20 protein-coding genes are annotated in these 22,347 nt (G+C 42.2%); 4 read left to right on the top strand and 16 right to left on the bottom strand.

The features are described 5' to 3' along the window. Positions 1–97 precede the first annotated feature (97 nt). Genes AN214_RS12525 through AN214_RS12515 form a run of 3 tightly spaced genes read right to left on the bottom strand, consistent with a single transcriptional unit; the run spans position 98 to position 4,532 of the window. Positions 98–2,521, bottom strand: coding sequence for an ABC transporter permease (locus AN214_RS12525; protein ID WP_054980028.1), 2,424 nt, complete (start codon positions 2,519–2,521; stop codon positions 98–100). Between the two features lie 11 nt (positions 2,522–2,532). After that, complete coding sequence (locus tag AN214_RS12520; protein WP_010561670.1) at positions 2,533–3,234, bottom strand: ABC transporter ATP-binding protein; 702 nt, start codon at positions 3,232–3,234, stop codon at positions 2,533–2,535. Between the two features lie 41 nt (positions 3,235–3,275). Then, a complete protein-coding gene (locus AN214_RS12515) occupies positions 3,276–4,532 on the bottom strand; it encodes an efflux RND transporter periplasmic adaptor subunit (RefSeq protein ID WP_054980027.1) in 1,257 nt (418 codons plus the stop codon). A gap of 251 nt (positions 4,533–4,783) precedes the next feature. On the opposite strand from AN214_RS12515, the gene AN214_RS12510 reads away from it, so the two are divergent. Then, the gene (locus AN214_RS12510; RefSeq protein WP_054980026.1) at positions 4,784–5,488 is read left to right on the top strand and encodes a hypothetical protein; all 705 of its coding nucleotides are present in this window, start codon (positions 4,784–4,786) and stop codon (positions 5,486–5,488) included. Here the strand turns inward: AN214_RS12510 and AN214_RS12505 are convergent. From AN214_RS12505 to pomA, 5 genes are all read right to left on the bottom strand, one after another. Then, complete coding sequence (locus tag AN214_RS12505) at positions 5,485–7,389, bottom strand: DNA topoisomerase III (RefSeq protein ID WP_054980025.1); 1,905 nt, start codon at positions 7,387–7,389, stop codon at positions 5,485–5,487. The genes AN214_RS12510 and AN214_RS12505 overlap by 4 nt on opposite strands. 69 nt (positions 7,390–7,458) lie before the next feature. Further along, complete coding sequence (locus AN214_RS12500) at positions 7,459–7,941, bottom strand: hypothetical protein (protein WP_054980024.1); 483 nt, start codon at positions 7,939–7,941, stop codon at positions 7,459–7,461. Positions 7,942–8,194: 253 nt separating this feature from the next. Further along, on the bottom strand, positions 8,195–8,425 hold the full coding sequence (locus tag AN214_RS12495) for a hypothetical protein (RefSeq protein ID WP_054980023.1): 231 nt from the start codon (positions 8,423–8,425) through the stop codon (positions 8,195–8,197). A gap of 150 nt (positions 8,426–8,575) precedes the next feature. Further along, positions 8,576–9,487 (bottom strand): flagellar motor protein MotB, encoded by a 912-nt coding sequence (locus tag AN214_RS12490; protein ID WP_054980022.1) that lies wholly within the window; start codon positions 9,485–9,487, stop codon positions 8,576–8,578. Positions 9,488–9,490: 3 nt separating this feature from the next. Then, on the bottom strand, positions 9,491–10,252 hold the full coding sequence (gene pomA, locus AN214_RS12485; protein ID WP_010561679.1) for a flagellar motor protein PomA: 762 nt from the start codon (positions 10,250–10,252) through the stop codon (positions 9,491–9,493). 417 nt (positions 10,253–10,669) lie between these two features. On the opposite strand from pomA, the gene xseB reads away from it, so the two are divergent. From xseB to dxs, 3 genes are all read left to right on the top strand, one after another. Next, a complete protein-coding gene (xseB, locus tag AN214_RS12480; protein ID WP_010561680.1) occupies positions 10,670–10,903 on the top strand; it encodes an exodeoxyribonuclease VII small subunit in 234 nt (77 codons plus the stop codon). A gap of 41 nt (positions 10,904–10,944) precedes the next feature. Next, the gene (gene ispA, locus AN214_RS12475; RefSeq protein ID WP_408002964.1) at positions 10,945–11,802 is read left to right on the top strand and encodes a (2E,6E)-farnesyl diphosphate synthase; all 858 of its coding nucleotides are present in this window, start codon (positions 10,945–10,947) and stop codon (positions 11,800–11,802) included. A 69-nt stretch (positions 11,803–11,871) separates the two neighbouring features. Further along, entirely contained in the window at positions 11,872–13,737 is a 1,866-nt protein-coding gene (dxs, locus tag AN214_RS12470) for a 1-deoxy-D-xylulose-5-phosphate synthase (protein WP_054980021.1), read from the top strand. A 71-nt stretch (positions 13,738–13,808) separates the two neighbouring features. Here the strand turns inward: dxs and AN214_RS12465 are convergent, their stop codons facing one another. The 8 genes from AN214_RS12465 to ribD all read right to left on the bottom strand — a co-directional run bounded on the left by AN214_RS12465 (position 13,809) and on the right by ribD (position 22,344). Next, complete coding sequence (locus AN214_RS12465) at positions 13,809–16,928, bottom strand: ligand-binding sensor domain-containing diguanylate cyclase (protein ID WP_235576750.1); 3,120 nt, start codon at positions 16,926–16,928, stop codon at positions 13,809–13,811. A gap of 14 nt (positions 16,929–16,942) precedes the next feature. Next, on the bottom strand, positions 16,943–17,413 hold the full coding sequence (locus AN214_RS12460) for a phosphatidylglycerophosphatase A (RefSeq protein WP_054980020.1): 471 nt from the start codon (positions 17,411–17,413) through the stop codon (positions 16,943–16,945). 11 nt (positions 17,414–17,424) lie between these two features. Next, positions 17,425–18,393 (bottom strand): thiamine-phosphate kinase, encoded by a 969-nt coding sequence (thiL, locus tag AN214_RS12455; RefSeq protein WP_054980019.1) that lies wholly within the window; start codon positions 18,391–18,393, stop codon positions 17,425–17,427. A gap of 34 nt (positions 18,394–18,427) precedes the next feature. Then, positions 18,428–18,841 carry a transcription antitermination factor NusB gene (nusB, locus tag AN214_RS12450; protein WP_054980018.1) on the bottom strand — a complete coding sequence of 138 codons (414 nt, stop codon included), beginning with the start codon at positions 18,839–18,841 and terminating at the stop codon, positions 18,428–18,430. Positions 18,842–18,850: 9 nt separating this feature from the next. Beyond that, positions 18,851–19,315, bottom strand: coding sequence for a 6,7-dimethyl-8-ribityllumazine synthase (ribE, locus tag AN214_RS12445; RefSeq protein WP_010561687.1), 465 nt, complete (start codon positions 19,313–19,315; stop codon positions 18,851–18,853). A 109-nt stretch (positions 19,316–19,424) separates the two neighbouring features. Next, positions 19,425–20,537 (bottom strand): bifunctional 3,4-dihydroxy-2-butanone-4-phosphate synthase/GTP cyclohydrolase II, encoded by a 1,113-nt coding sequence (gene ribBA / locus AN214_RS12440; protein ID WP_054980017.1) that lies wholly within the window; start codon positions 20,535–20,537, stop codon positions 19,425–19,427. Positions 20,538–20,561: 24 nt separating this feature from the next. After that, complete coding sequence (locus AN214_RS12435; RefSeq protein WP_054980016.1) at positions 20,562–21,221, bottom strand: riboflavin synthase; 660 nt, start codon at positions 21,219–21,221, stop codon at positions 20,562–20,564. Position 21,222: 1 nt separating this feature from the next. After that, positions 21,223–22,344: a bifunctional diaminohydroxyphosphoribosylaminopyrimidine deaminase/5-amino-6-(5-phosphoribosylamino)uracil reductase RibD gene (ribD, locus tag AN214_RS12430; protein WP_054980015.1), complete on the bottom strand. Its 1,122-nt coding sequence runs from the start codon at positions 22,342–22,344 to the stop codon at positions 21,223–21,225. Positions 22,345–22,347: the final 3 nt, after the last annotated feature.

The raw sequence follows: 22,347 nt of genomic DNA, 5'->3' as shown, positions 1-22,347 counted from the left end.
CATAATGCGGGATAGTGGTTTTAGGGTAAAAGTTAACTTTGGTTAAATCAATAAATAAAAAACCAGTGCAAGCACTGGTTTTTTTATTTAATTTTATTTATTCGTGCCTAAGTGCACTTGATGGTTCCATATTAAGTGCGTTACGAACTGGTAGCACAACCGCAAGGATAATTACTAAGCTGATTAATACTGGTACACCAATATAAACAAGCAGTGAGCCCTCGGCCATACTGCCTTGCTCTAGCATTTTTACTAACAGCACACCAGCTGGAATACCTAAAATTAAGCCAGCCACTAGCTGTTTTGTCGCTTGCATTAGGTAGTGGTTATACACATTTCTGTTATCTGCACCAAGCGCTCGGCGAACACCGATTTCTTGTGTTTTTTGCACAATAGAGTTAGCCATAACACCGTAAATACCACTAAATGCAATGACCATTGACGAGATAGCGAATAAGATAAAGATATTAGCAATAAAGTTCATACCCGATAAACGACTGTCAATACCCGCTTGGATGTCAGTGATGCTGTAAGGTGCAACATCAGCATCTAACTCAACCGCAGCTTTAGTTAATAAGCTTACAGGGTTATGCATTGCAGTTGCTGTAGGCGCATTTTTAATTACCACATTCATATTCAAACGAGGGAACTGCTGATAAGCCAAAAACATCGATGCCTCATCACTATTGTGATCAAATGGTTGGCCAAATATGACATTGTTAGTAACGCCCACAATGGTCACTACGGCATTATCCATTTCCATTAATTTAATGCGCTTGCCGATAGGGTTTTCATCCGCTAAATGTTTTTCAGCAAAATTTTTAGTAACTACTGCATTTAGGCTTGTTCCTGCTGAATCTGTGTTATTGAATAAGCGCCCTTCCAACAATGTCATCTCCATTGCTGAAAAGTAGTTATTCATAACAATGTTCACATTAGAACCTGGGTAACTTGGGTTTTTGCCGTAATCTACTCCCTCAACCGAGATATTTTGGAAAATACCCCAAGTATGCGGCAATGACTGACTAAACGTAACACTTTCAATTGCAGGGTTTGCAGTTAGCTTTTCTTCAAGTGAACGATAATACTGTTTTGCTCTTTCAATGTTTTCTTTTCCGTAGCGTTCACTTGGCAGTGCAATACGTGCTGCAACGCGGTTATCAATTGCAACACCGTAATCTGCGTCATTCATCTTGCTTACTAAGTTAAGCATCGCTGCTGAAAGCATAATAAGCGCACACGATAAAGTTACTTCTAAACCAACAATTACCTTGCTAAGTAGACCTGCCGTTTTGCTTTGCGCGCCACGTGTGCCATCACGCAGTACTGCGTTGATATCGGTTTTAGTTGCACGCCATGCAGGTAAGCCACCTGTAATTAGTATGGTACTTAACACTGTTACCACAGTGATCAGTAAGCTTGTTTGCGTAAGCCCTGCTTGCCACCAAAATGGTGGTTCAATTGGCAGCGAATTTAAAAAGTAGTCAAACGTCAAATCGAGACCATAGCCGGCAATTAACACGGCTAAGCAACCAGACAGTACACTAATAATTAAGCTTTCACACATTAATTGGCGAATAAGCACAGAACGTGGTGCGCCAAGCGCTGTACGAATTGCACTTTCTTTATTGCGCTCAATAGCGCGAGATAACAACAAGTTACCCACGTTTACACACGCAAGAACTAAAATAAATAGCACCGCTAACGCCATAGCAAGTACCAGCGCATCACCGCCTTTACCAATTTTTTCCAGTTGGAAGGTCCAAACAAAACCAATTTTTGTTGAGTTTAGCTCTGGATACTGGCGAGCAAACTCCGCAAAAATGGTCTCCATTTCGCGATTTGCTTGCTGTTCAGACACTCTTTCTTTTAACAAGCCGTAAACTGCTATGTAATTAGAATCTTCTCGCGCAATACCTTGGCTTTCGACTTTAAACGGCATATACATTTGCGCAAAGTCAGGAAAGCGATAACCAGGCTCTGTTACCCCAACTACTGTATGGTTTTTGCCATCGATACGTACTTTTTGACCGACAATTGTTGGGTCAGACGCAAACATTTCACGCCATACAAAATCACCTAACACTACTACACGCTCATTGCTGGTAGAATCTGCTTTTGTTAATAAACGACCAAGCGCTGGTTTTGCTTCCGACACTTTAAAGAATTCTTCACTGACAAAGTGTGATGAATAGCGAATAGCACGGTCGCTTGTTGAAACGGTTACAGTGTACGTATCGTAAGCATCTAAAAACTCAAAGCTGGTTTGTTGATTAACAATGTCCAAGTATTCTTGGTAACGCACCGACGTACCATCATACGCCACACCATTTACTACCGTCGTAATTTTGCGTAAACGCTCGCCATCTTCAAGTGGGATAGTGCCGCTTAATGTATTGAAAATAAAACTGAACATATAAATACATAAGCTTAAACCAATGGTCATAACAAAGGTGGTTAGCGCTGCAAAACGTGGGTTTTTAAGCATTCCACGCACAGCATATAAAATATCGTCTAACATGGCATTTCTCCTTATGCTACTGCAACTTGCGCTTGCGTATCGCCAACAATACGGCCATCAAATACTTCCACAATACGCTCAGCTCGTTTTGCACCACGCGGGTCGTGAGTAACCATACAAATAGTGGTGCCCTCTGCATGTAACTTGTCTAGTAACGCCATCACTAGCTCGGCATTTTTAGAATCAAGGTTACCGGTTGGTTCGTCCGCTAAAATAATTGAAGGGTTGCCAACAATGGCTCGCGCTACAGCAACACGTTGCTGCTGACCACCAGAAAGTTGCGCTGGGTAATGCTTTGCTCTGTGGCTCATATCAACTCTTTCTAGCGCTGCCATGGCCATTTGCTTACGCTCGGCTTTAGTTAAGTCTTTACGGTAAGTCAGTGGCAATGTCACGTTTTCTTCTACCGTTAAATCGCTAATCAGGTTAAACGATTGAAATACAAAACCGATTTCTTTGTTACGAATATATGCGCGCTGTTTGTGATCAAGCCCAGCTACTTGATGACCATTTAATTCAAAACTGCCACCCGAGCAGGTATCCAGTAAGCCTAAAATTGATAGTAAGGTTGATTTACCACAACCTGAAGGGCCTGAAATTGATACGTACTCGCCTTGTTTAATATCTAAATTAATCTCGCTTAGTGCGTGAGTTTCAACTTCATCGGTAGCAAATACTTTTTTTAGGTTTGTTAGTTTAATTAGTGTATTCATGTGATTATTCCTTCAAAATTCGTTATTAATGTGGTTTTGGATTAGTTCAGCGCAACACGTGCATGACGTGAAAATTCGCTTTGCTCAGAGATTACCACCTGATCACCCACGGCTAATCCAGTTACAATTTCAATTTCGGTGCTTGATGCTTTACCGTAGGTCACCGCTACTTTTTCAGCATAACGGCCATTTTCAACCAGTTTAAAAGCACTTAGGGTGCGCTCAGCTTGCGAAAATGCTGGGCGACGCACAAATAAGGTGTTACTTTTTTTAGCAACTATAATGTCGCCATCAACAGAGAGATCGGGGCGCGCTTCTTGCGGTAACGGTGTTTCAAGTTCAACATCCACTTGTACCGTACCTTCTACAACCGCAGGATCGATTCGCTTAACTTTACCCATAATGGTGTTAAAGCGGGTATCTATCGCCACACTCTGACCAAGCGCGATAGCGGATGCTTTAAGCTCTGGGATTTTTATTTCAGCAATTAAATCATCTTGCTTAGCAAATTTTGCAACATTACTACCAAGTGATACTCGCTGACCTAATTCAAGCGGCATTGCTTGTAAAATACCTGAAACTGGCGCCACTACTTTTAGTGATGCAAGTTGAAATTCGGCACGCTCAATGGTTTTGTTTAGTTTTTCCAAACGCGCTTGCTGCGCGGTAAGGTTTGCTTTTAAGTTTTCGCCAAGTTGCATTTCACGGCGCTTATCAATCGCAAGGGTTTCTTTTAGCTGTGACACAGTCAGTTTTGAACCTTCGTAATCAAGACGAGACACCGTTGCGTTACCTTTTTGAATTAATTGCTCTTCTGCTTGCAAACGCATATTAGCTTTATCATAGGCCATTTTGGTTTGTAGCAAGCTTGCTTGCATATCCAGTAATTTGGTTTGTTGGCTTACTTTTAGTGCAGCTAGCTCAGCTTCAAGCGCTGTGCGCTCCCACTGTAGTTCTTCCACTTTTTGCTTTAGTTCAGGGTTAGCAAGTTCAACAATTAAGTCACCTTGATTAACCGCTGCACCTGGCTTCATAAGAATTTTTTCGACTTTACCTTCAACATTACTGGCAACCCAGCGCACATCGCGCGGTGCTAACACACCATGGCCCGATACTTTAATTGTAAATTCGCCTGCTTTAACTTCTGCTGTTAGTAAGTTAGAACGTTTAACCGTTGCACTCGCAAAATCCACTTGCGTAACGCCATAAACGGCGCCTGCAAAAAGTGCAGCTGCCACAGAAAATACTGCAGCTTTCTTTTTGTAAAACGGTGTTTTTTTAGTTTTGATAATGTCCATTTTAAATGCCTAATTATGTTTGCATTGGTAATAGACCTATATCAAAGAGCGTGCCAAACAATAAAAGACAATAATAACAGTGTGTTACTATCAAATCGAAATTTTTAGACTTCTATCACATCCCAATTTTGGGATGACATTTAAAAAACCACATCCCAAAATTGGGATAGCTTTACATTCACCACTATAATTTGGCAGCTGAATAGGTAAGTGGTACTTTAACAAAACAACAATAACTAAAAGGACTTAATATGAAACACTTTATTGCGCCTGTATTACTAGGTGCGACAACTCTTTACTTTGCAAATATGAGTTACCAACAAAGCCTAACAATTTCAGGCTTAAGTAATGAGCTTATATCTCAAGAAGAAACCACTTTTATGCAAGAACAACAGTTAATCGAATTAAGAAAGAAGCTCGCGAGCGTGACAACAGGAGATAACAAAGTTGCAGCATTGCAGTTTGAGATTGAAAGGCTTAATCAACGACTAACGAATGACACAAATGCCGATACACAACCAACTACTTCACACTCCGAACTAGCAAATATTGAGACGTCGATCCCAGAACAGTCTGGTCAAACTGAATTGGCAAACAAGGTCGCGACACAACAAAATTCAGAAGGACCTACCGACTTTGTAGCTGATGCCCTCAACCTATTTGAAAATGAGGAAATCGATTACGCGTGGGCAACTGAAACTGAGCAAAATATCGTACAACTTTTTGCTGATAGGCTTGAGTTTTCAGATGTCACCTTGGTTAACTCCAGTTGTAAATCAACCCATTGCAAAATCACAGTTCAGCCTAATCAACAGCATACACTGATGATCGGTATGAACTTTGCCCGCCTGTTAGATGAGCAAACGTGGTCTAAAAACAGCTCAGCAATGTTTACATACGTAACTAATGAAAGCGGTGAAATGACGCTAATTTACAAACGTGACGGTTTGCTTTAAGCCGGCTTTTTACGTTTGTATCGGCGCTTAAACGGTTTTTGCTTGGGCGGGGGTAAATTACTAAATCCAGTAACGGGTGTTTTACTAGCCAGCTCAATATGCCCTTGTAATTCATTAAGTAGTGGTGACATAAAGCTGATGTAACTACCATGCTTTTCGGCAATTTGCGTTAATTGCGACTCCCAAAGCGCGGTCATATCGGGCTTTGTTAGTTTTTCAGGTAATACATTGATTAAGGCTTTGCCGGTTTCGGTGGCTAATATGTGTTTACCTTGGCGTTGTAAAAAACCGCGTTTAAATAGTAATTCAATAATGCCCGCACGGGTGGCCTCGGTACCTAAGCCGTCGGTGTCGCGCAGGATTTTTTTAATTTCGGCATCATCCACGTAGCGCGCAATTCCGGTCATGGCACTTAACAAAGAGGCATCATTAAAATGCTGTGGCGGCTCAGTTTTTTTTTCAACTAAGCGCCCTTGTTGGCAGGTAAATGATTGCCCTTTTGAAAGCGCGGGTAAAGTTACTTCGTCTTTTAATTCGCTTTTACCCATCAGCACTTTAAAGCCTAGTTGGCTTTCGCGCTTTGCAGTCGCTTTAAACTTACCACCAGCAATTTCTACCAACACTGTTGTGTCGTGATAAATAAAATCTGGGTAAAACAGTGCTAAATATTGGCGACAAATAAGGCCGTAAATTTTTTCTTCTTCAAAGCCTAAACTCGCACTTTTGAGCTTTTTAGCGGTGGGGATAATAGCGTGGTGCGCTTCCACTTTTTTATCATTCCAGCATTTATGTTTAATTGAGGTATCGGCGTTAGCAATTAACTCAGTGCTCTGCCCTTTGTTATTTTCCATCGCACTAAGCACTTGTGCTGCTTCAAAAAAGTGTTCTTTTGGCAAATAACGATTATCTGAACGCGGATACGTAATCAACTTATGCTTTTCATACAAGCTTTGGCAAATATCCAGCACTTTTTTGGCTGGCATTTTAAATAGCTTTGCCGCATCGATCTGCAGTGCCGATAAATTATAAGGTAGCGGCGGTGCTTGCTTTTTGGTTTTTTCCTCCACAGATAACACCTGCCCTTGTTGCCCCGTAATGCGGCTAATGACATTTTCACAAAGGCCCTTATGAAGCACTCGGCCATCTTCATCTTGGTATGGCACGCATGCCTCACTTGGCAGCCATTTAGCTTGAAATTGTTCACCTTGTTCTGTGATATTCTCAGCCATTACTTCATAAAATGGGCGGCTGACAAAGTTTTCGATTTCTAAATCGCGACGCACAACTAACCCTAAAATAGGTGTTTGCACCCGACCAACCGAGAGCACTCCGGTATAGCCGCCTTGTTTACCTTTAATGGTATAAGCACGGGTTAAGTTCATGCCAATTAACCAATCGGCACGCGAGCGCGCCAACGCAGAAACTGACAGCGGTATAAAATCGCGATTCGACTTTAAGTTGGCAAGCGCTTTTTTAACAGCGTTTAAGTTAAGGTCGCTAATCAGTAAGCGCTCTGTAGTATCTAACTTTGTTTTCGATACGTTCGCTTCACTAATGACTTCATCCACCAGCAATTGCCCTTCACGGTCAGGATCGCCTGCATGCACAAGTTGACTGGCTTGTTTTATGAGTTTTTTAAGCAAGGTGAGTTGTTTACGGGTTTTGGCTTTGGCTTTTAATTGCCAAGTGTCGGGCGCGATCGGTAAATCCGCTAAATTCCATTTTTTGTAGCGTTCGTGGTATTCGTCAGGCTCTGCAAGTTCGAGCAAATGACCAATACACCAAGACACTATATCACCATTGCCCACAATAATATGGCCATCCATTTTTTTATGAGGTTTTGGCAACGCATCGGCAATAGCACGCCCTAATGATGGTTTCTCTGCGATATAAAGTTTCAAATCAAAATAAACAACTGTATATAATTACAGTTAACTATATCGTATTATGAATTAAATGCTAATAAAGAATTATGCAGGTTGTGATTTTACAAAGAATTTGTTTTTTAAATAAACAAAAATCGGCATCCAGCAAAGTGCAACGATAGCTGTTTCAAACACAGGGTATATAAATTGATAAGGTGCCAATGAGAAGTTAAAGCTGTTAAAGCCCATATCCATTGCACGAAATGCATTTAAGCAGATAATTGGAATACAAAAAAGCTGACCAAGCACTGATTGACGCCAGGAGACTTTATCTTTTAAACCTAAATAAGCAATGCTGCCCATCCATGCTAAATCATGAAGCAACCAAATAAAGTAGCGATAAAGGTTTTCTGAATCCCACTCAATTAAATAAGGAAAGTAAAAATTTGCGAGCAAAAAAAAGAACGCTGTGGCGCCAGCAAAAACAGCTCCTTGTTTTTGCTTTAAAGCTACAAGAAGTAAAAAAGAAATAACAACAAGTAAAGTTTGATAGCTGCCTATTGAAATAAGCAGCTCTTTAATAGGCATTAGCGAATGCTATTTTTTGTTTTCATCATCAGTGCCACCGCCGTTACCACCGGTACCTGGCATATAAGAAAATTTATCTACTGTTTTCATAATTATCTCCTTGTAGTTGTTTTGCCTTAAGGCATCTTTCAACTTACTGAAATTACTAAAAAACACAAGTACTTTTTCATGAAAAACTATTTCATGTTATGACAAAGAGGTGTTTGCCTATAAAACAAACACCTTTTTGTACAGTCTCTATGCAAGTAACGGTTTACTTTGCGATGCTTGCAGCGCCTGCAACGTTTAGTTGTAACTTATCGAGTGACCAAATACTCTCTTTGCCAACAAAGTAAGCGCGCTTTTCGAGGCGTTGATATGCTTTAAAATAAACAAAGGCCGTTATTATTGCGCATACTTCGAGCGTTATTTGCGATAATCCAGTTGCCGGCCATAACCCAATGTGGGGATCACTAATGCAATAATCGACGTTAGCGGTACCCAAAGGCTCGCAGCATTAATATTAACGATTCAAAATATCAATCCGTAAACAACAGAAAAACAGTGTATTAAGTACAGCAGCGAGCCTAAGAACACACTAATATTCTGACTTGCCATAATTCGTCTCAGTTCTTAATTAGCGTAGACCGTTAATTTACTGTAGCTCTATAGGTGTCGATTCTTTTGCTTTACCTTGCATAATCGATATTTCAACCCGACGGTTACGGCGGCGCGACTCTTCATCAACATTCGGCTCTAACGGTCTAGTATCTGCTCGGCCAATTACCACCATGCGACCTTTGTCAAACGACGGTACTTTTTGCATTTCCGTTGCTACCGCAACGGCTCGCTTAGCTGAAAGATCCCAATTATTAGTGTAAAGCTCGTTGCTCACTTGAAAATCATCGGTATGACCCGATACTGTGATTTCGCCGGGCACATCATTTAGTAACGCTGCTATTTCTTGAATAATCGGCTTAAACTGTGGCTGTAAAAATGCACTACCCGACGGAAATGAGCCATTTTCGCGAATACGGATCACAATTTGCTGACCGAGTGATTCTAATTCAATTGCGCCATCAATAATTTGTTGTTCCAGCTGCTGCGCGATTTTTTTAAGTAGCTCGTTGGTTTTTTCTTGCTGCGCTTCACTGGCGGTTTGTTTAGAGGTACTTGCAGATTCACCACCTCGGCGATTACCGCGTTGCTCTTGTCTGCCGCCAGCACTGTCTTCTTCACCGGCTTGAAATTCAAGCATTTGCTGAGTCATTTCGACGGTTTGCTGCTGAATTGTTTCTATCGGCGTTGGGTCGGGCTTGCCTGGACGAAACTCCATCGCAATAACGCTAGTACCTTTTGGAATATCTTTAACTTCAATCTTATTTTGTACACCAAATGCAAACTTCATCGAGCCTGCAATCTGCTTAAACTTCAGTACATCCATTTCTGAGAAAGCTAATAACAATACAAAGAAGCACATTAATAGCGACATTAAATCAGCAAAGGTGCCCATCCACGCCGGTAATCCGGGGGGCGGGCATTTACACTCTTCTGCTTCGTCCGACATCGTCTACCCCTCAGTATCCACTTGGCGTTTAGACTCTGCTAAATAGTTTTTCAAAATACCTTCGATCACTTTTGGATTTTGGCCATCTTGAATACCTAAAATAGCGTCTAAAATTAAGCGCTGATTGAGTTGCTCTTCGTCTTTGCGGTTTTCTAATTTAGCTTGAATTGGAATGGCGATTACGTTCGCAAGGAATGCACCATAAAGTGTTGTAAGTAAGGCAACCGCCATTGCTGGACCGATGGCTTTGGGGTCATCCATGTTCGATAACATGGCTACCAGACCAATCAAGGTACCAATCATGCCCATCGCAGGCGCAACATCACCCAGTGCTTTAAATAATCCAGCACCAGCTTCATGACGTGTTGTTGTTAAACTAATATCTTTTTGCAATGTGGCACGCACTACATCAGCGTCATGGCCATCCACTAGCATATCAATGCCTTTACGCATAAAAGGGTTAGGGATATCAGCTTCTTCTAGTGCTAAAAAGCCGCCTTTACGGGCAGCGTCAGCCAGCTCTACTGATTTTTCGATAAGTTCTTCTGGCGCTTCAATTTTAAACATAAAGGCCTTACCAGCGACTTTACCTATGCCAAAAAATTGCCCCATAGTGTAGTTAGAGAGTACAACAAATAATGAACCACAAAATACAATGAGTACTGAGGGCACATCGACAAACATACCAATATCACCACCCATGACCATTGCCATCACAATGAAACCAATTGCACCGACAATGCCTATAACCGTTGCTAAATCCACTTTGACTCCCAGTTGTAATACTTATAAACCAAGTTTGGGTTTTAAATTTGAGGCTCAATATGCTTGCGTGAAGACAAGATACCGTAACTATTATAATAATTTACTTTTATTTATCGGCAAGCGCTAGCAAAGTATTAGTAATTTATTTTGCATACATCAACTTAGCTTTTAATAAAAACAGTGACATTATAAGCCCCAGACAGAATCACCTTAATACTGCTAGCAATAAAGTTTAGCTGCATTTATCACAAATTTATGCGCTTTAACCCAACCTTTAACAAATTAATTTAGCTCAAATAGGAGTAAAACAAAGCGTTAAAGCACATTCGTTAGGATATTTAGCAAGTTAAATTGAATTAGCGCGGCAATAACCATAAAATTAGCCAATTCTTTTTTACTTTGCGTGGCAGGTAACTTATGGCGAGCAAAAAGCCTGAAAATTTAAGCTTCGAAGAAGCCATTTCAGAACTTTCAACAATTGTCACTGAAATGGAACACGGTGATTTGCCTCTCGAAACAGCGTTAAAGCAATTTGAGCGTGGTATTGCCCTCGCCTCAGCTTCATCACAAAAGCTTGAGCAAGCACAACAAAAAGTGCAAATCTTGATGGGGCAAAATGACAATGCCCAACTTGTGGATTTTAACCAATAGGCGTTCCATTGAATTCTGTCGACTCTATAATCTCTGCGTATATACCGCGCATTGAAGAAAACTTGAGCGCGCTGAGCACAGCGTCACATCACACGGATGAAAAGCTCGTAGCCGCATGTCGCTACAGTTTATTAAATGGTGGCAAACGTTTACGACCGATTTTGGTTTACCTAACAGGTGAATTATTTAACGCCGACAACGCCGATCTAGACCGAATTGCATGCGCAATTGAGTGCGTTCATAGCTATTCGTTAGTACACGATGACCTGCCAGCGATGGATGATGATGAACTGCGCCGCGGCAGACCAACATGCCATATTGCCTACGATGAAGCGACTGCAATTTTAGTAGGTGATGCACTACAATGTTTAGCATTTGAAACCATTACTGAATCACAATTCAATGGCACTACTGTTAACAACCAGCTAAAAATCGTAAACACATTAGCAAATGCGTCTGGATTATTGGGTATGTGTGGCGGACAAGCACTTGATATTGCCGCAACCGATTCGGTAATTACCCTAACTCAACTTGAGCAAGTACATAAATTAAAAACCGGTGCACTGCTTAAATCGGCAATTAAGATGGGCGCTCTTGCCGGTAATGCCAACGAATTAGAAATTGCGGCACTAGCACGCTATGCTGAAGCAATTGGCCTTGCATTCCAAGTTCAAGACGACATTCTTGATGTTGAAGGTGATACACACACCTTAGGTAAACCACAAGGGTCTGACATCGAAGCCAACAAAGCAACCTACCCTGCTTTACTAGGCATTGAAGGCGCGAAAGATAAAGCGCGAAATCTTGTGAACCAAGCAATTAACGCTTTGTCTGAAATAGATGCCGATACAGGTCGACTCAAAGCGATTGCAGAATATATAATTGCTAGAGATCACTGATCCCTAGTACGCCAAATAAGCGATAACAATAAGTTGGCGACTCATTTTTAGGATAGAATTTAAAACATCATGACATTTGATAGTAGCAAGTATCCATTATTAAGCTTAGCGAATACGCCAGAGCAACTGCGCGAAATCCCGCAGCAAAACTTGGCTGAGCTAAGCGATGAACTGAGAGAGTACTTACTTAACTCAGTATCACAAAGTAGTGGGCACCTCGCCTCAGGTCTTGGCACCGTTGAGCTGACTGTGGCGTTGCATTACGTATATAACACACCATTTGACCGATTGATTTGGGATGTTGGCCATCAGGCATATCCACATAAAATTTTAACAGGTCGCCGTGAGCAAATGCATACCATTCGCCAAAAAGATGGTTTGCACCCTTTCCCTTTCCGTGAAGAAAGTGAATACGATACCTTTAGCGTAGGCCATTCAAGTACCTCAATTTCTGCGGCACTTGGTATGGCGCTGGCGTCTGAAAAAGAAGGCCAAGACCGTAAAGTTGTTGCCGTTATTGGTGATGGTGCGATTACTGCGGGTATGGCATTTGAGGCAATGAACCACGCCGGTGACTTAAATCCCGATATGCTGGTTATTCTAAACGACAACGAAATGTCGATTTCAGAAAACGTAGGTGCGCTCAACAACCACTTTGCGCGTATTCTGTCAGGTAGCTTTTATACCAACATTCGTGAAGGCGGTAAAAAACTACTCTCAGGCATGCCACCGGTAAAAGAGCTGGCAAGTCGTATGGAAGAACACCTTAAAGGTATGGTGATCCCAGGTACGTTTTTTGAAGAGTTAGGCTTTAACTACATTGGGCCAATTGATGGCCATGATGTTGGCATGCTAACTGATACCTTACGTAATATGCGTAACTTAAAGGGCCCGCAATTACTTCACGTACGCACACAAAAAGGTAAAGGCTATAAACCAGCAGAAGCTGATCCAATTGGCTATCACGGCGTCCCAAAGTTTGACCCAAGTGAAACCAGCTTACCAAAGTCGAAACCAAGCGCACCTACTTTCTCAAAAGTATTCGGCGATTGGTTATGCGATATGGCCGCAAAAGATCCGAAACTTATGGCAATTACGCCGGCGATGCGCGAAGGTTCAGGCATGGTGCGCTTTTCAAAAGAGTTCCCAAGCCAATATTATGATGCGGCAATTGCTGAACAACACGCGGTAACCTTAGGAGCAGGCTTAGCCTGTGAAGGGCTTACCCCAGTTGTGGCAATTTACTCAAGCTTTTTACAACGTGGTTACGATCAACTTATCCACGATGTAGCTTTGCAAAATTTACCAGTAATGTTTGCTATCGACCGTGCTGGCGTAGTCGGTGCAGACGGTGAAACTCACCAAGGTGCATACGATTTAAGCTATATGCGCTGTATTCCAAACATGGTGATCATGGCACCAAGTGATTTAGACGAATGTCGTCAAATGCTTTACACCGGCCATCTTCATCAAGGACCCAGTGCGGTACGTTACCCTCGTGGCAGCGCAGGCGACATTATGCCAAATGATGCGATGAGCGCACTTGAGATTGGTAAAGCTAAGGTTATTCGTGAAGGTAAAGACACAGCCATTTTAAGCTTTGGTACCTTGCTTGATGAAGCAAAGCAAGTGGCTGAAGGGCTTAACGCGACGTTACTTGATATGCGTTTTGTTAAGCCACTTGACGAAACGGCAATTAAACAGCTTGCAGCTTCTCACAGCACCTTAGTTACCCTTGAAGATAACGCGCTTATGGGTGGTGCAGGCTCTGCAGTGAACGAGTTTGTAATGGCAGAAAAGTTAGGTATTTCGGTACTTAACTTAGGCTTACCTGATGTGTTTATTAAACACGGTACGCAGCAAGAGATCCATCAAGAGCTTGGCCTTGACGCTGACGGTATTCAAAAAAATATCGAAGCGTACTTAGCCAAATAGCGCATGCCTTAAGAATTCAGATTTCAGCAACTTTCTGAAATCTGAATTCTAAATCCCCACACTTAACTATTTTATATCTCAGAAATATGCAGTTTAGCTTGCTCAGAATCTAATAACGATTCTAACTGCTGAGCAACACGTTCACTGTCTTCAAATTCAAACGCATCGATATTATCTGAAAAGCTAAAGTAAGCGACACTTCCCGGCTTTTTCGCCTTTGCTTTTTGCAGTGCAATATCGGCAATTTTAATGGATGTTTCCCAGCTAATAATTTGCCCGCCAAGTAACGGTAGTGGGTAAAATGCCCAACCAACCGAGCCTGTTAGTTTTGTTTTACGGCCATCAGGCATAACAAAATTTTGTCCAGCTAGCTGATGACTAATACTGCGCGCAAACTGATGTACGGCGCTCTTTTGCATATCCCTTAGTAAAATCAAAAACTCGTCGCCACTCCAACGTACCACATAGTCGGCACCTTGTACCTGCTCTGTCAGCAAGGACGCAATTTGCTGTAAACAGTTATCGCCAGCAAACGAACCAAACACATCGTTCACGCGGCTAAACTTGTCCAAGTTCAAAATCAGCAGTGCCATACATTTACCCTGAATTTCAAGGCTTTCGCGGTTACTTTGGAAATGCTCGATGTCTTTCGGTAGTTGATCAAATAAGAAGCGACGGCTGCGAAGGCCTGTAAGCTCATCTGAGTGACTTACCAGTTTTAGCCTGTCGTTAGCTTTATTGAGTTGCTCATTCGCTGAAATAAGCGCTTGAGTACGCGTTTCAACTAAACGTTCTAGTTCTTCTTGCTTACGGCGCTCTTGATTGCGATAGAACAGAAACACAATATACAGGGCAAGAATAAACGACATCACAACGATTAAACGAAACACCACTGTTTCATCAAAGGCTTTTGGAATAATCAAGGTTTGTGAAATCGTATCGGCACTACTCCACTCTTGACCGCGTCTTTTTGCTTGTAGTTCAAAAACGAACTTCCCAGCCGGTAAGTTAGCATAGTTTGCTTCGCGGCTATTATTTGCTTCACGCCAAACCCCATCAAGACCTACAAGGCGATAGCGAAAATCGATTTCAGAAGCAGTTTGGAAATTAATTGCGGTATAACCCAGTGTTAAATTTCGTTCCTCTGTTTGCAATGTAAGGGTATCGACCTCAGGTACTGAATAGGTATTTTTCTCGCCACCGTTATCGGCCGTGACCGTTTCAATAATCGGACGAATATCACTTTCACTAAACAGCCGAATATTGGTTGGAATTTCAACCAAACCAGATTTACTTGGATACCATAAGCTCGAACCAACACGGGCAATTGCACCAAGCGCATTACCCGAACAACACTGACTGGTTTTGCCATCAAGCTGTTTGTTGTAAGGCGAGATAACCTGTTCAACTTCTAACGAGTGAATACCTTCTTCAAACTGTTTAAGCGGCAAGCGATAGACACCTTTGCTCGTGCTCACCCATAAATAATTCAGCGCTTGATCAAAATGCAAACTTAAAATAGGTCCGTAAGGTAAGCCATTAGATACATCTAACTGACGCCAAACGCCTTTTTCACTGCGATAAAACAAGCCATTATTTTGCGTTGCAACAAACAGCCTATTTTCAACGGGAAGAATAAAACTGATATTTGATTCAGCTAATGCGCTGCCCATGGCTAAACGCTCGATACCACGCTCACTGAAAAAATAAGCGCCGCGCGAGGTGCCTAAGTAACCTTTGCCATTTTGCTCATCGATAAAAGTAATGTATTTACTATCAAGAAACGAGTTATAAACAAACGAGCGTAAACCGTTAAAGGCCAAACGATATAAACCACGATCTGTGGCTAGCCAAACGCCGCCTTGCTCTGCACTTTCGATAGCAAACACGGCTGTTGCACGTAAGGTTGCGGCATCAAGCTTAAGTAATTCTTTACCATCGTAAACAAAGGCCCCACGGTTCGTTGCGATAAATAAACGCGAGCCCTGAAAATGTAAATCATGAACGGTCAAACCACCGAGTTTTGCAGCCGCAATTTCTACGTTAAATAAACCGCTTTCATCTAAATAACCAATACCGTTTTTAGTAGCTAACCATAAACGCTGATCTTCTCCATACTTTAGCGTTGTAACCGATTGGTTTAGGCCTTTACTATCGCGATGACGTTTTACTTGGCTAGGGCGTGCTTGCCACAATCCTTCGGTTAAACTTGCAAGCCAAATAATGTCGTCTTGCCCTCTGAAAATATCTGAAAACCAAACTGTTTGCTCAAGGTCTGATTGCTCAATCCACTGCCAAATACCACTGCTGTCGCGATACAATAATCGCCCTTTAGTCGAAACCCACAATGAACCATCCGAATCGTACATAAATTTATATACTGTGGCGTTATTGGCATAGGGTAATGAAAAAGGTCTTAACTCTTGGTCAATATCGAGAAAGTAAGCACCAACTTCAGAGGCAATAAATAAGTCCCCTTCCAGCCATGCTAAGTCGTATAATACCGATTGTGCTAAGCGCTGTGGCAATGAAATACGTTCGGTAATTTCAAAGCGAATTTTACCGGTAGTTTCATTCGCTAAACTTTGTAAATGCAGTAAGAAGCGATCGTTAATAAGCCAAATACCGTCAGGCGACAGCGCCATTTTGCGCACTTCACCAATCAGTTTCACTAAGGCATTTCGTTTATTGCTAAAATTATTATTGGTGTCACTTACACCAAGCAACTGAGAAATGGTATTAAGTTTTTGGTTGGAGTAAAGGTAAAGACTGTTCGATGCAATCCAGATACGGCCGTTGTTATCTTGTGCGATATCACGTACTGGACCGTTTAAACTAAAGCGCTCTGATGTCAGCTCACTTGGGCTAAACTTTACTAGCCCGTTATCGGTGCCAATCCATAAAAAACCGTCGTTATCGATAAGCAAACTGTTGATTGCATTGCTTGGCAAAAAATCACTGTTGTTAACATTAAAATTAGTAAAGCGATTACCGTCGAAACGGCTCAAGCCAAACTGGGAGCCAATCCACAAGTAACCTTGTTGGTCTTGTACAATGTTTTTAAGTGATTGTGATGCAAGCCCGTGCTGAATATGCCACTGTTTCACCACATAGTCATCAAGCGAAGCGTATGTCGGTTTGAGTGTACTAAGCAGTACAACTGTAAATAACAATATTAAGCGAAACAGCACGGTTTATCTCATTATTAAATTAGCCCGCAATAAACAACTAGCTGTAAACATATAAGTGAAAATATCCCTGCCAGAATATCGTCAACCATAATGCCAAAGCCACCTTTTACGTGTTTATCGAGCAGTGTGATCGGCCAAGGTTTAACAATATCGAAAAAGCGGAATAAGATAAAGCCAACCAGTAAGGTTTGCCACGAAATTGCGGCACCAATCATGGTGATATAAAAACCCGCCACTTCATCCCAAACAATGGCAGGATGATCATGTACGCCAGCATCGCGACTTGCAACGTCACAAAACCAAATACCAATAGCGCAAATTGCAATCGCAACAACCAACTGTAGCCACAGCGGCGCCATCATGGTAAGGAAAATAAACGGAATTGCCGCTAAGGTACCAAAAGTGCCAGGTGCTTTAGGCGCCAGTCCTAAGCCAAAACCCAGCGCACAGAAATGTGTAAATTTTTTTAAGTTAAATTGTGCCACGCACACTCCGATTATTCTGCATTAAAGTGCTCAAAGCCACATTGCGTTAATGTTAACGGTTTACCTTCAAGCGTCAATTCAACCTTGCCAACATTATTGTTGATTTGACCAATACACGACAGAGCAACGCCATACTGTTTGAGCGTCATTTCAACTGTGGTACGACGTTCTTCCGGTAACGTGAATAGCAGCTGATATTCATCACCATAGGTTAAGGCATAATTAAGCGCTGACTCTAATGGCAATACGTCTTTTATTGTTGCAGCCAGTGGGATATTTTCAGCAAACAATTTTGCGCCAACGCCCGACATCTGACAAATATGGCCGAGATCGGCAATTAAACCATCAGAAATATCAATACAACTGGTTGCTTTGCCACGTAACATTTGCCCTGCGGCAACTTGCGGTGTGGGATAATCAAACGCTTTATTGGCATTGGCAAACTGCTGCTCAGTAAGCGATACTTTGCCATACTTGCTATCAATTGCGAGCCCAGCATCACCGAGTGACCCAGTAACAAACACCCAATCACCATTTTTTGCACCACTGCGCGTTAACGCACTGCCATTTGGCACAAAACCTTTAGCACAAATACTAATGGTTAATGGACCTTGTGTCGTATCACCACCGACAATTTGCACATTGTAGTACTCAGCAATTTCATGCATTCCTTGGGTAAACTGCTCAAGCCATTTTGTCTCGGCGTTTGGTAGCGTGAGCGCCACAGAAATCCACGCAGGCTCTGCGCCCATTGCGGCTAGGTCACTTAAGTTTACGGCTAGTGCTCTGTAGCCCAGTGCTTTTGGGTCGATATCTTTAAAAAAGTGAACACCTTCAACAAGGGTATCTGTGGTCACAGCTAATTGGCAGTTTTCAGGAACGTTTATCAGTGCTGCATCGTCACCAATGCTCAATGAGACATCTTTACGTGCGACACCGCGGCCTTTGAAAAAGTGAGAGATTAATTCAAATTCTTGCATGCACAAAAAAGCCGGCCTAAAGCCGGCTCTCCAATTATTTTTTTCTAAGCTGATTCTGGGTCTTATCTAGCACCCCATTCACAAACTTATGGCTATCATCAGCAGCAAATAGTTTTGCCAGCTCAATACCTTCATTGATAGCAACTTTGTAAGGTACGTCTTCGCGGAACTTAAGTTCATAACAAGACAGACGCAAAATCGCTTTCTCGATTAAATCGATTTCATCAAAAGGACGATCTAGATGCGGCGTAACAGCTTCATCTAGCGCCTTATGATTGACTGCAACACCACGTGCTAAGTCTTTAAAATAATCCACATCAATTTTGGTTACATCGTTTTCAACAAGCATTTGTTGTTCGATATCTGCAACCGGATTACCGCTTACTTGCCATGAATAAATTGCTTGTAATGCCAGTTTACGGGCTTTACGTCTAGCTGCTGGTTTCATTAAGTACCCTTAAATTTGTTCTAACAGGTTAACCATTTCTAGCGCACCTAAAGCAGCTTCGCCACCTTTGTTGCCCATTTTGGTGCCTGCACGCTCAATTGCTTGCTCGATGTTTTCAGTTGTTAAAACACCAAACGCTACAGGAATATCGTAGTCTAGCGATACACTTGCTAGGCCTTTATTTGACTCATTAGCAACTAAGTCAAAGTGCGGCGTACCACCACGAATAATCACACCAAGTGAAATGATTGCATCAAATTCTTTCTTTGCTGCGATGCGCTTAGCTGCTAGAGGAAGCTCTACAGCACCTGGTACATAAACAACGGTAATATCGTCGTCATTTACATCACCAATACGCTTTAAGGTATCAACTGCACCATCAAGTAAGCTTTTACCAATGAAATCGTTAAAGCGAGAAATAACGATAGCAAACTTTTTCCCTTGAGCGTTTAATTTACCTTCAATCACTTTCATTTTATGCCCTTCTCTTTGGCTAATTCATTTATCGCGCAATCGCAAAGGCGCGGATTTTATCATACTAAATTAAATTTTTTTAGGCTTATTTTTAGGCTTGTGGTTGAGCCTATTGCGGCTCAACATATTCAACTACTTCTAAGCCAAAACCTGAAATCGCATGGTACTTCTTCGGCATGCTCATTAAACGCATTTTATGAATGCCTAAATCAGCCAAAATTTGTGAACCTACACCTACGGTGCGTGATGTACCTTGGAACTTGCGAACGCTCGGGCTTTCGCCTTTGTCTTGTGCTTCAAACGCTTTAAACAAGTGCTCTAGTTCTTCAGGGTTTTCGTGTTTCGCTAAAATAACTAATACACCGTTATTTTCAGCGATGTACTTCATCGCACCTGACAGTGTCCAGCTGCGATCGGAAGCGCGATCTGACAATAAAATATCGTTAAAGGTACTTTGTAAGTGAACACGTACTAAGGTTGCGTCATCTTCTTTAACATCACCTTTTTTCATTGCGTAATGAAGTTGACCGTCGATGGTGTCTTTATACGTCACTAGGTCAAACTCACCGTGTTCAGTTGGCAATTTACATTCTGCTACACGCTCAATGGTCGCTTCATTTAAGTTGCGGTATTCAATTAAATCCGCAATGGTACCCATTTTTAAGCCGTGCTCTTTAGCAAAAATTTCTAAGTCTGGGCGGCGCGCCATGGTGCCATCAGGATTAAGAATTTCAACGATTACTGAAGATGGCTCGCAGCCTGCTAAGCGCGCTAAATCACACCCGGCTTCGGTGTGTCCTGCACGAGTCAATACACCACCCGGTTGCGCCATAATTGGAAAAATGTGACCTGGCTGTACGATATCGTCAGGTACCGCACCTTTTGCCACTGCAGCTTGTACTGTGCGTGCACGGTCTGCTGCTGAAATACCCGTTGTTACACCCTTTGCCGCTTCAATCGACATGGTAAAATTGGTAGAAAACTGTGCGCCGTTATTGCTTACCATTAGTGGTAAGTTAAGTTGCTGGCAACGCTCTTGTGTTAGCGTTAAACAAATCAAACCACGGCCATGTGTTGCCATAAAGTTAATTGCATCGGCACTAATGTGCTCAGATGCCATAATTAAGTCGCCTTCATTTTCACGGTCTTCGTCATCCATCAGAATGACCATTTTACCTAGACGGATATCTTCAATAATTTCTGCTGCAGTGTGTAAGCCCATTTTGTTACCTTTGCTTGCGACTGGTTATCGATTCATAAAGCCAGCTTGCGCTAGAAGCTCATGAGTGAGAGAACTGGTTGGTTTTGCATCTTGCTGTGGCATCATTAAACGCTCTAAATAACGTGCGAGCTGATCCACTTCTAAATTCACTTTGCTACCTACTTTAAAGCCACTAATCGTGGTTTCGCCTGCTGTGTGCGGCACAATAGTTAGCTTAAATTCGTTGTCGTTTATTTCGTTTACGGTAAGGCTAATGCCATCAATGCAAACCGAGCCTTTATACGGAATGTACTTGAGTAATTGCGCTGGTGCACAAAGCCAGTAATCGGTTGCACGGGCATTGGCTTCAATACGGGTTACGGTAGCAATGCCGTCGATATGCCCAGAAACTAAATGACCGCCTAAACGCGACTGAGGCATTAACGCTTTTTCAAGGTTAACGGTTTGCCCAATTTGGTAGTTTTCAAAGTTGGTTAACGATAAGGTTTCTTTTGATACATCGGCTACATAGCCGTGGCCTGTTAAAGCAATAACCGTTAGACATACGCCATTGGTTGCGATGCTGTCGCCTAATTTAACATCAGCCAAATCAAGTTTGCCTGAGTTAATGGTAACGCGCATGTCGCCAGCAATCATTTCAATTGCCGCAACGTTTCCGGTTGCTTCTATAATGCCTGTAAACATATTAATTTCTTTTTACTAATGCATGTAGACAGATATCCTGTCCAACTTGCTTGAGTGTGTTTATTTCAAGTTCAGGGACTTGAGACATGGTTGTAAATGTTGGCAAGTTAATCAAGCTCTTACTGCTGTGCCCCATCAATTTAGGCGCCATAAACAAAACAAGTTCATCGACCAACTTTTGTTCGAACATTTTACCTGCCAAGGTTGCGCCCGCTTCTAATAATACTAAGTTAACGCCGCGCTCGGCTAATAATGACAATAAAGCGTGTAAATCTACTTTGCTATTGTTTTGATCAACCACTACTTGTTCAACAAAATGCGGCCAAGTGTGCGATTTATCAAGAGTTGTACGTGCAATAATTATTTTAGATGGTTGCTGAAATAACGCGAGATCTGGCGTAAGTCGGTTTTGCGAATCAATAATCACACGTATTGGCTGGCGAGTACTGTGTTTTGCATCAAGATCTGTTAATTCATCAGGGCGGACATTTAACTTCGCATTATCAATAATAACCGTATCAGCCCCTGACAGTACTGCACAGCTTTCAGCGCGTAAATCTTGCACAGCGCGGCGCGACTCACTACTGGTAATCCATTTACTTTCACCATTTTCAAGTGCCGTTTTACCATCAAGGCTTGCCGCGAGTTTACAGCGTACATAAGGCAAGTTGGTGCGCATGCGTTTTAAAAAGCCCAAATTGAGCGCTTCGGCTTCATGGTTTAATAAGCCAAAATCGGTTTCGATTCCGGCATCTTCGAGCATTTTTAAGCCGCGACCTGCGACTTCTGGGTTTGGATCAACCATAGCAGCAACAACACGGCTAACGCCTGCTTTGATCAGACCTTCAGCACATGGCGGCGTGCGGCCATAATGCGAACACGGTTCTAGCGTGACGTACGCGGTTGCCCCTTTAGCGTTATCGCCAGCCATTTTCAGCGCATGCACTTCGGCATGAGGGCCACCCGCTTGAATATGAAAACCTTCACCGATGATTTGATTATCTTTAACTAAAACGCAACCTACATTGGGATTAGGCGTAGTGGTAAATCGACCGCGTTTAGCAAGCTCGATGGCGCGTGCCATATATTTGTGATCACATTCAGAAAAGCGATTGTTGTGCATCAG

It is taken from the genome of Pseudoalteromonas sp. P1-9, from assembly GCF_001399975.1.
Classification (GTDB): domain Bacteria; phylum Pseudomonadota; class Gammaproteobacteria; order Enterobacterales; family Alteromonadaceae; genus Pseudoalteromonas.
This window is presented reverse-complemented; position numbering and strand designations above follow the sequence as displayed.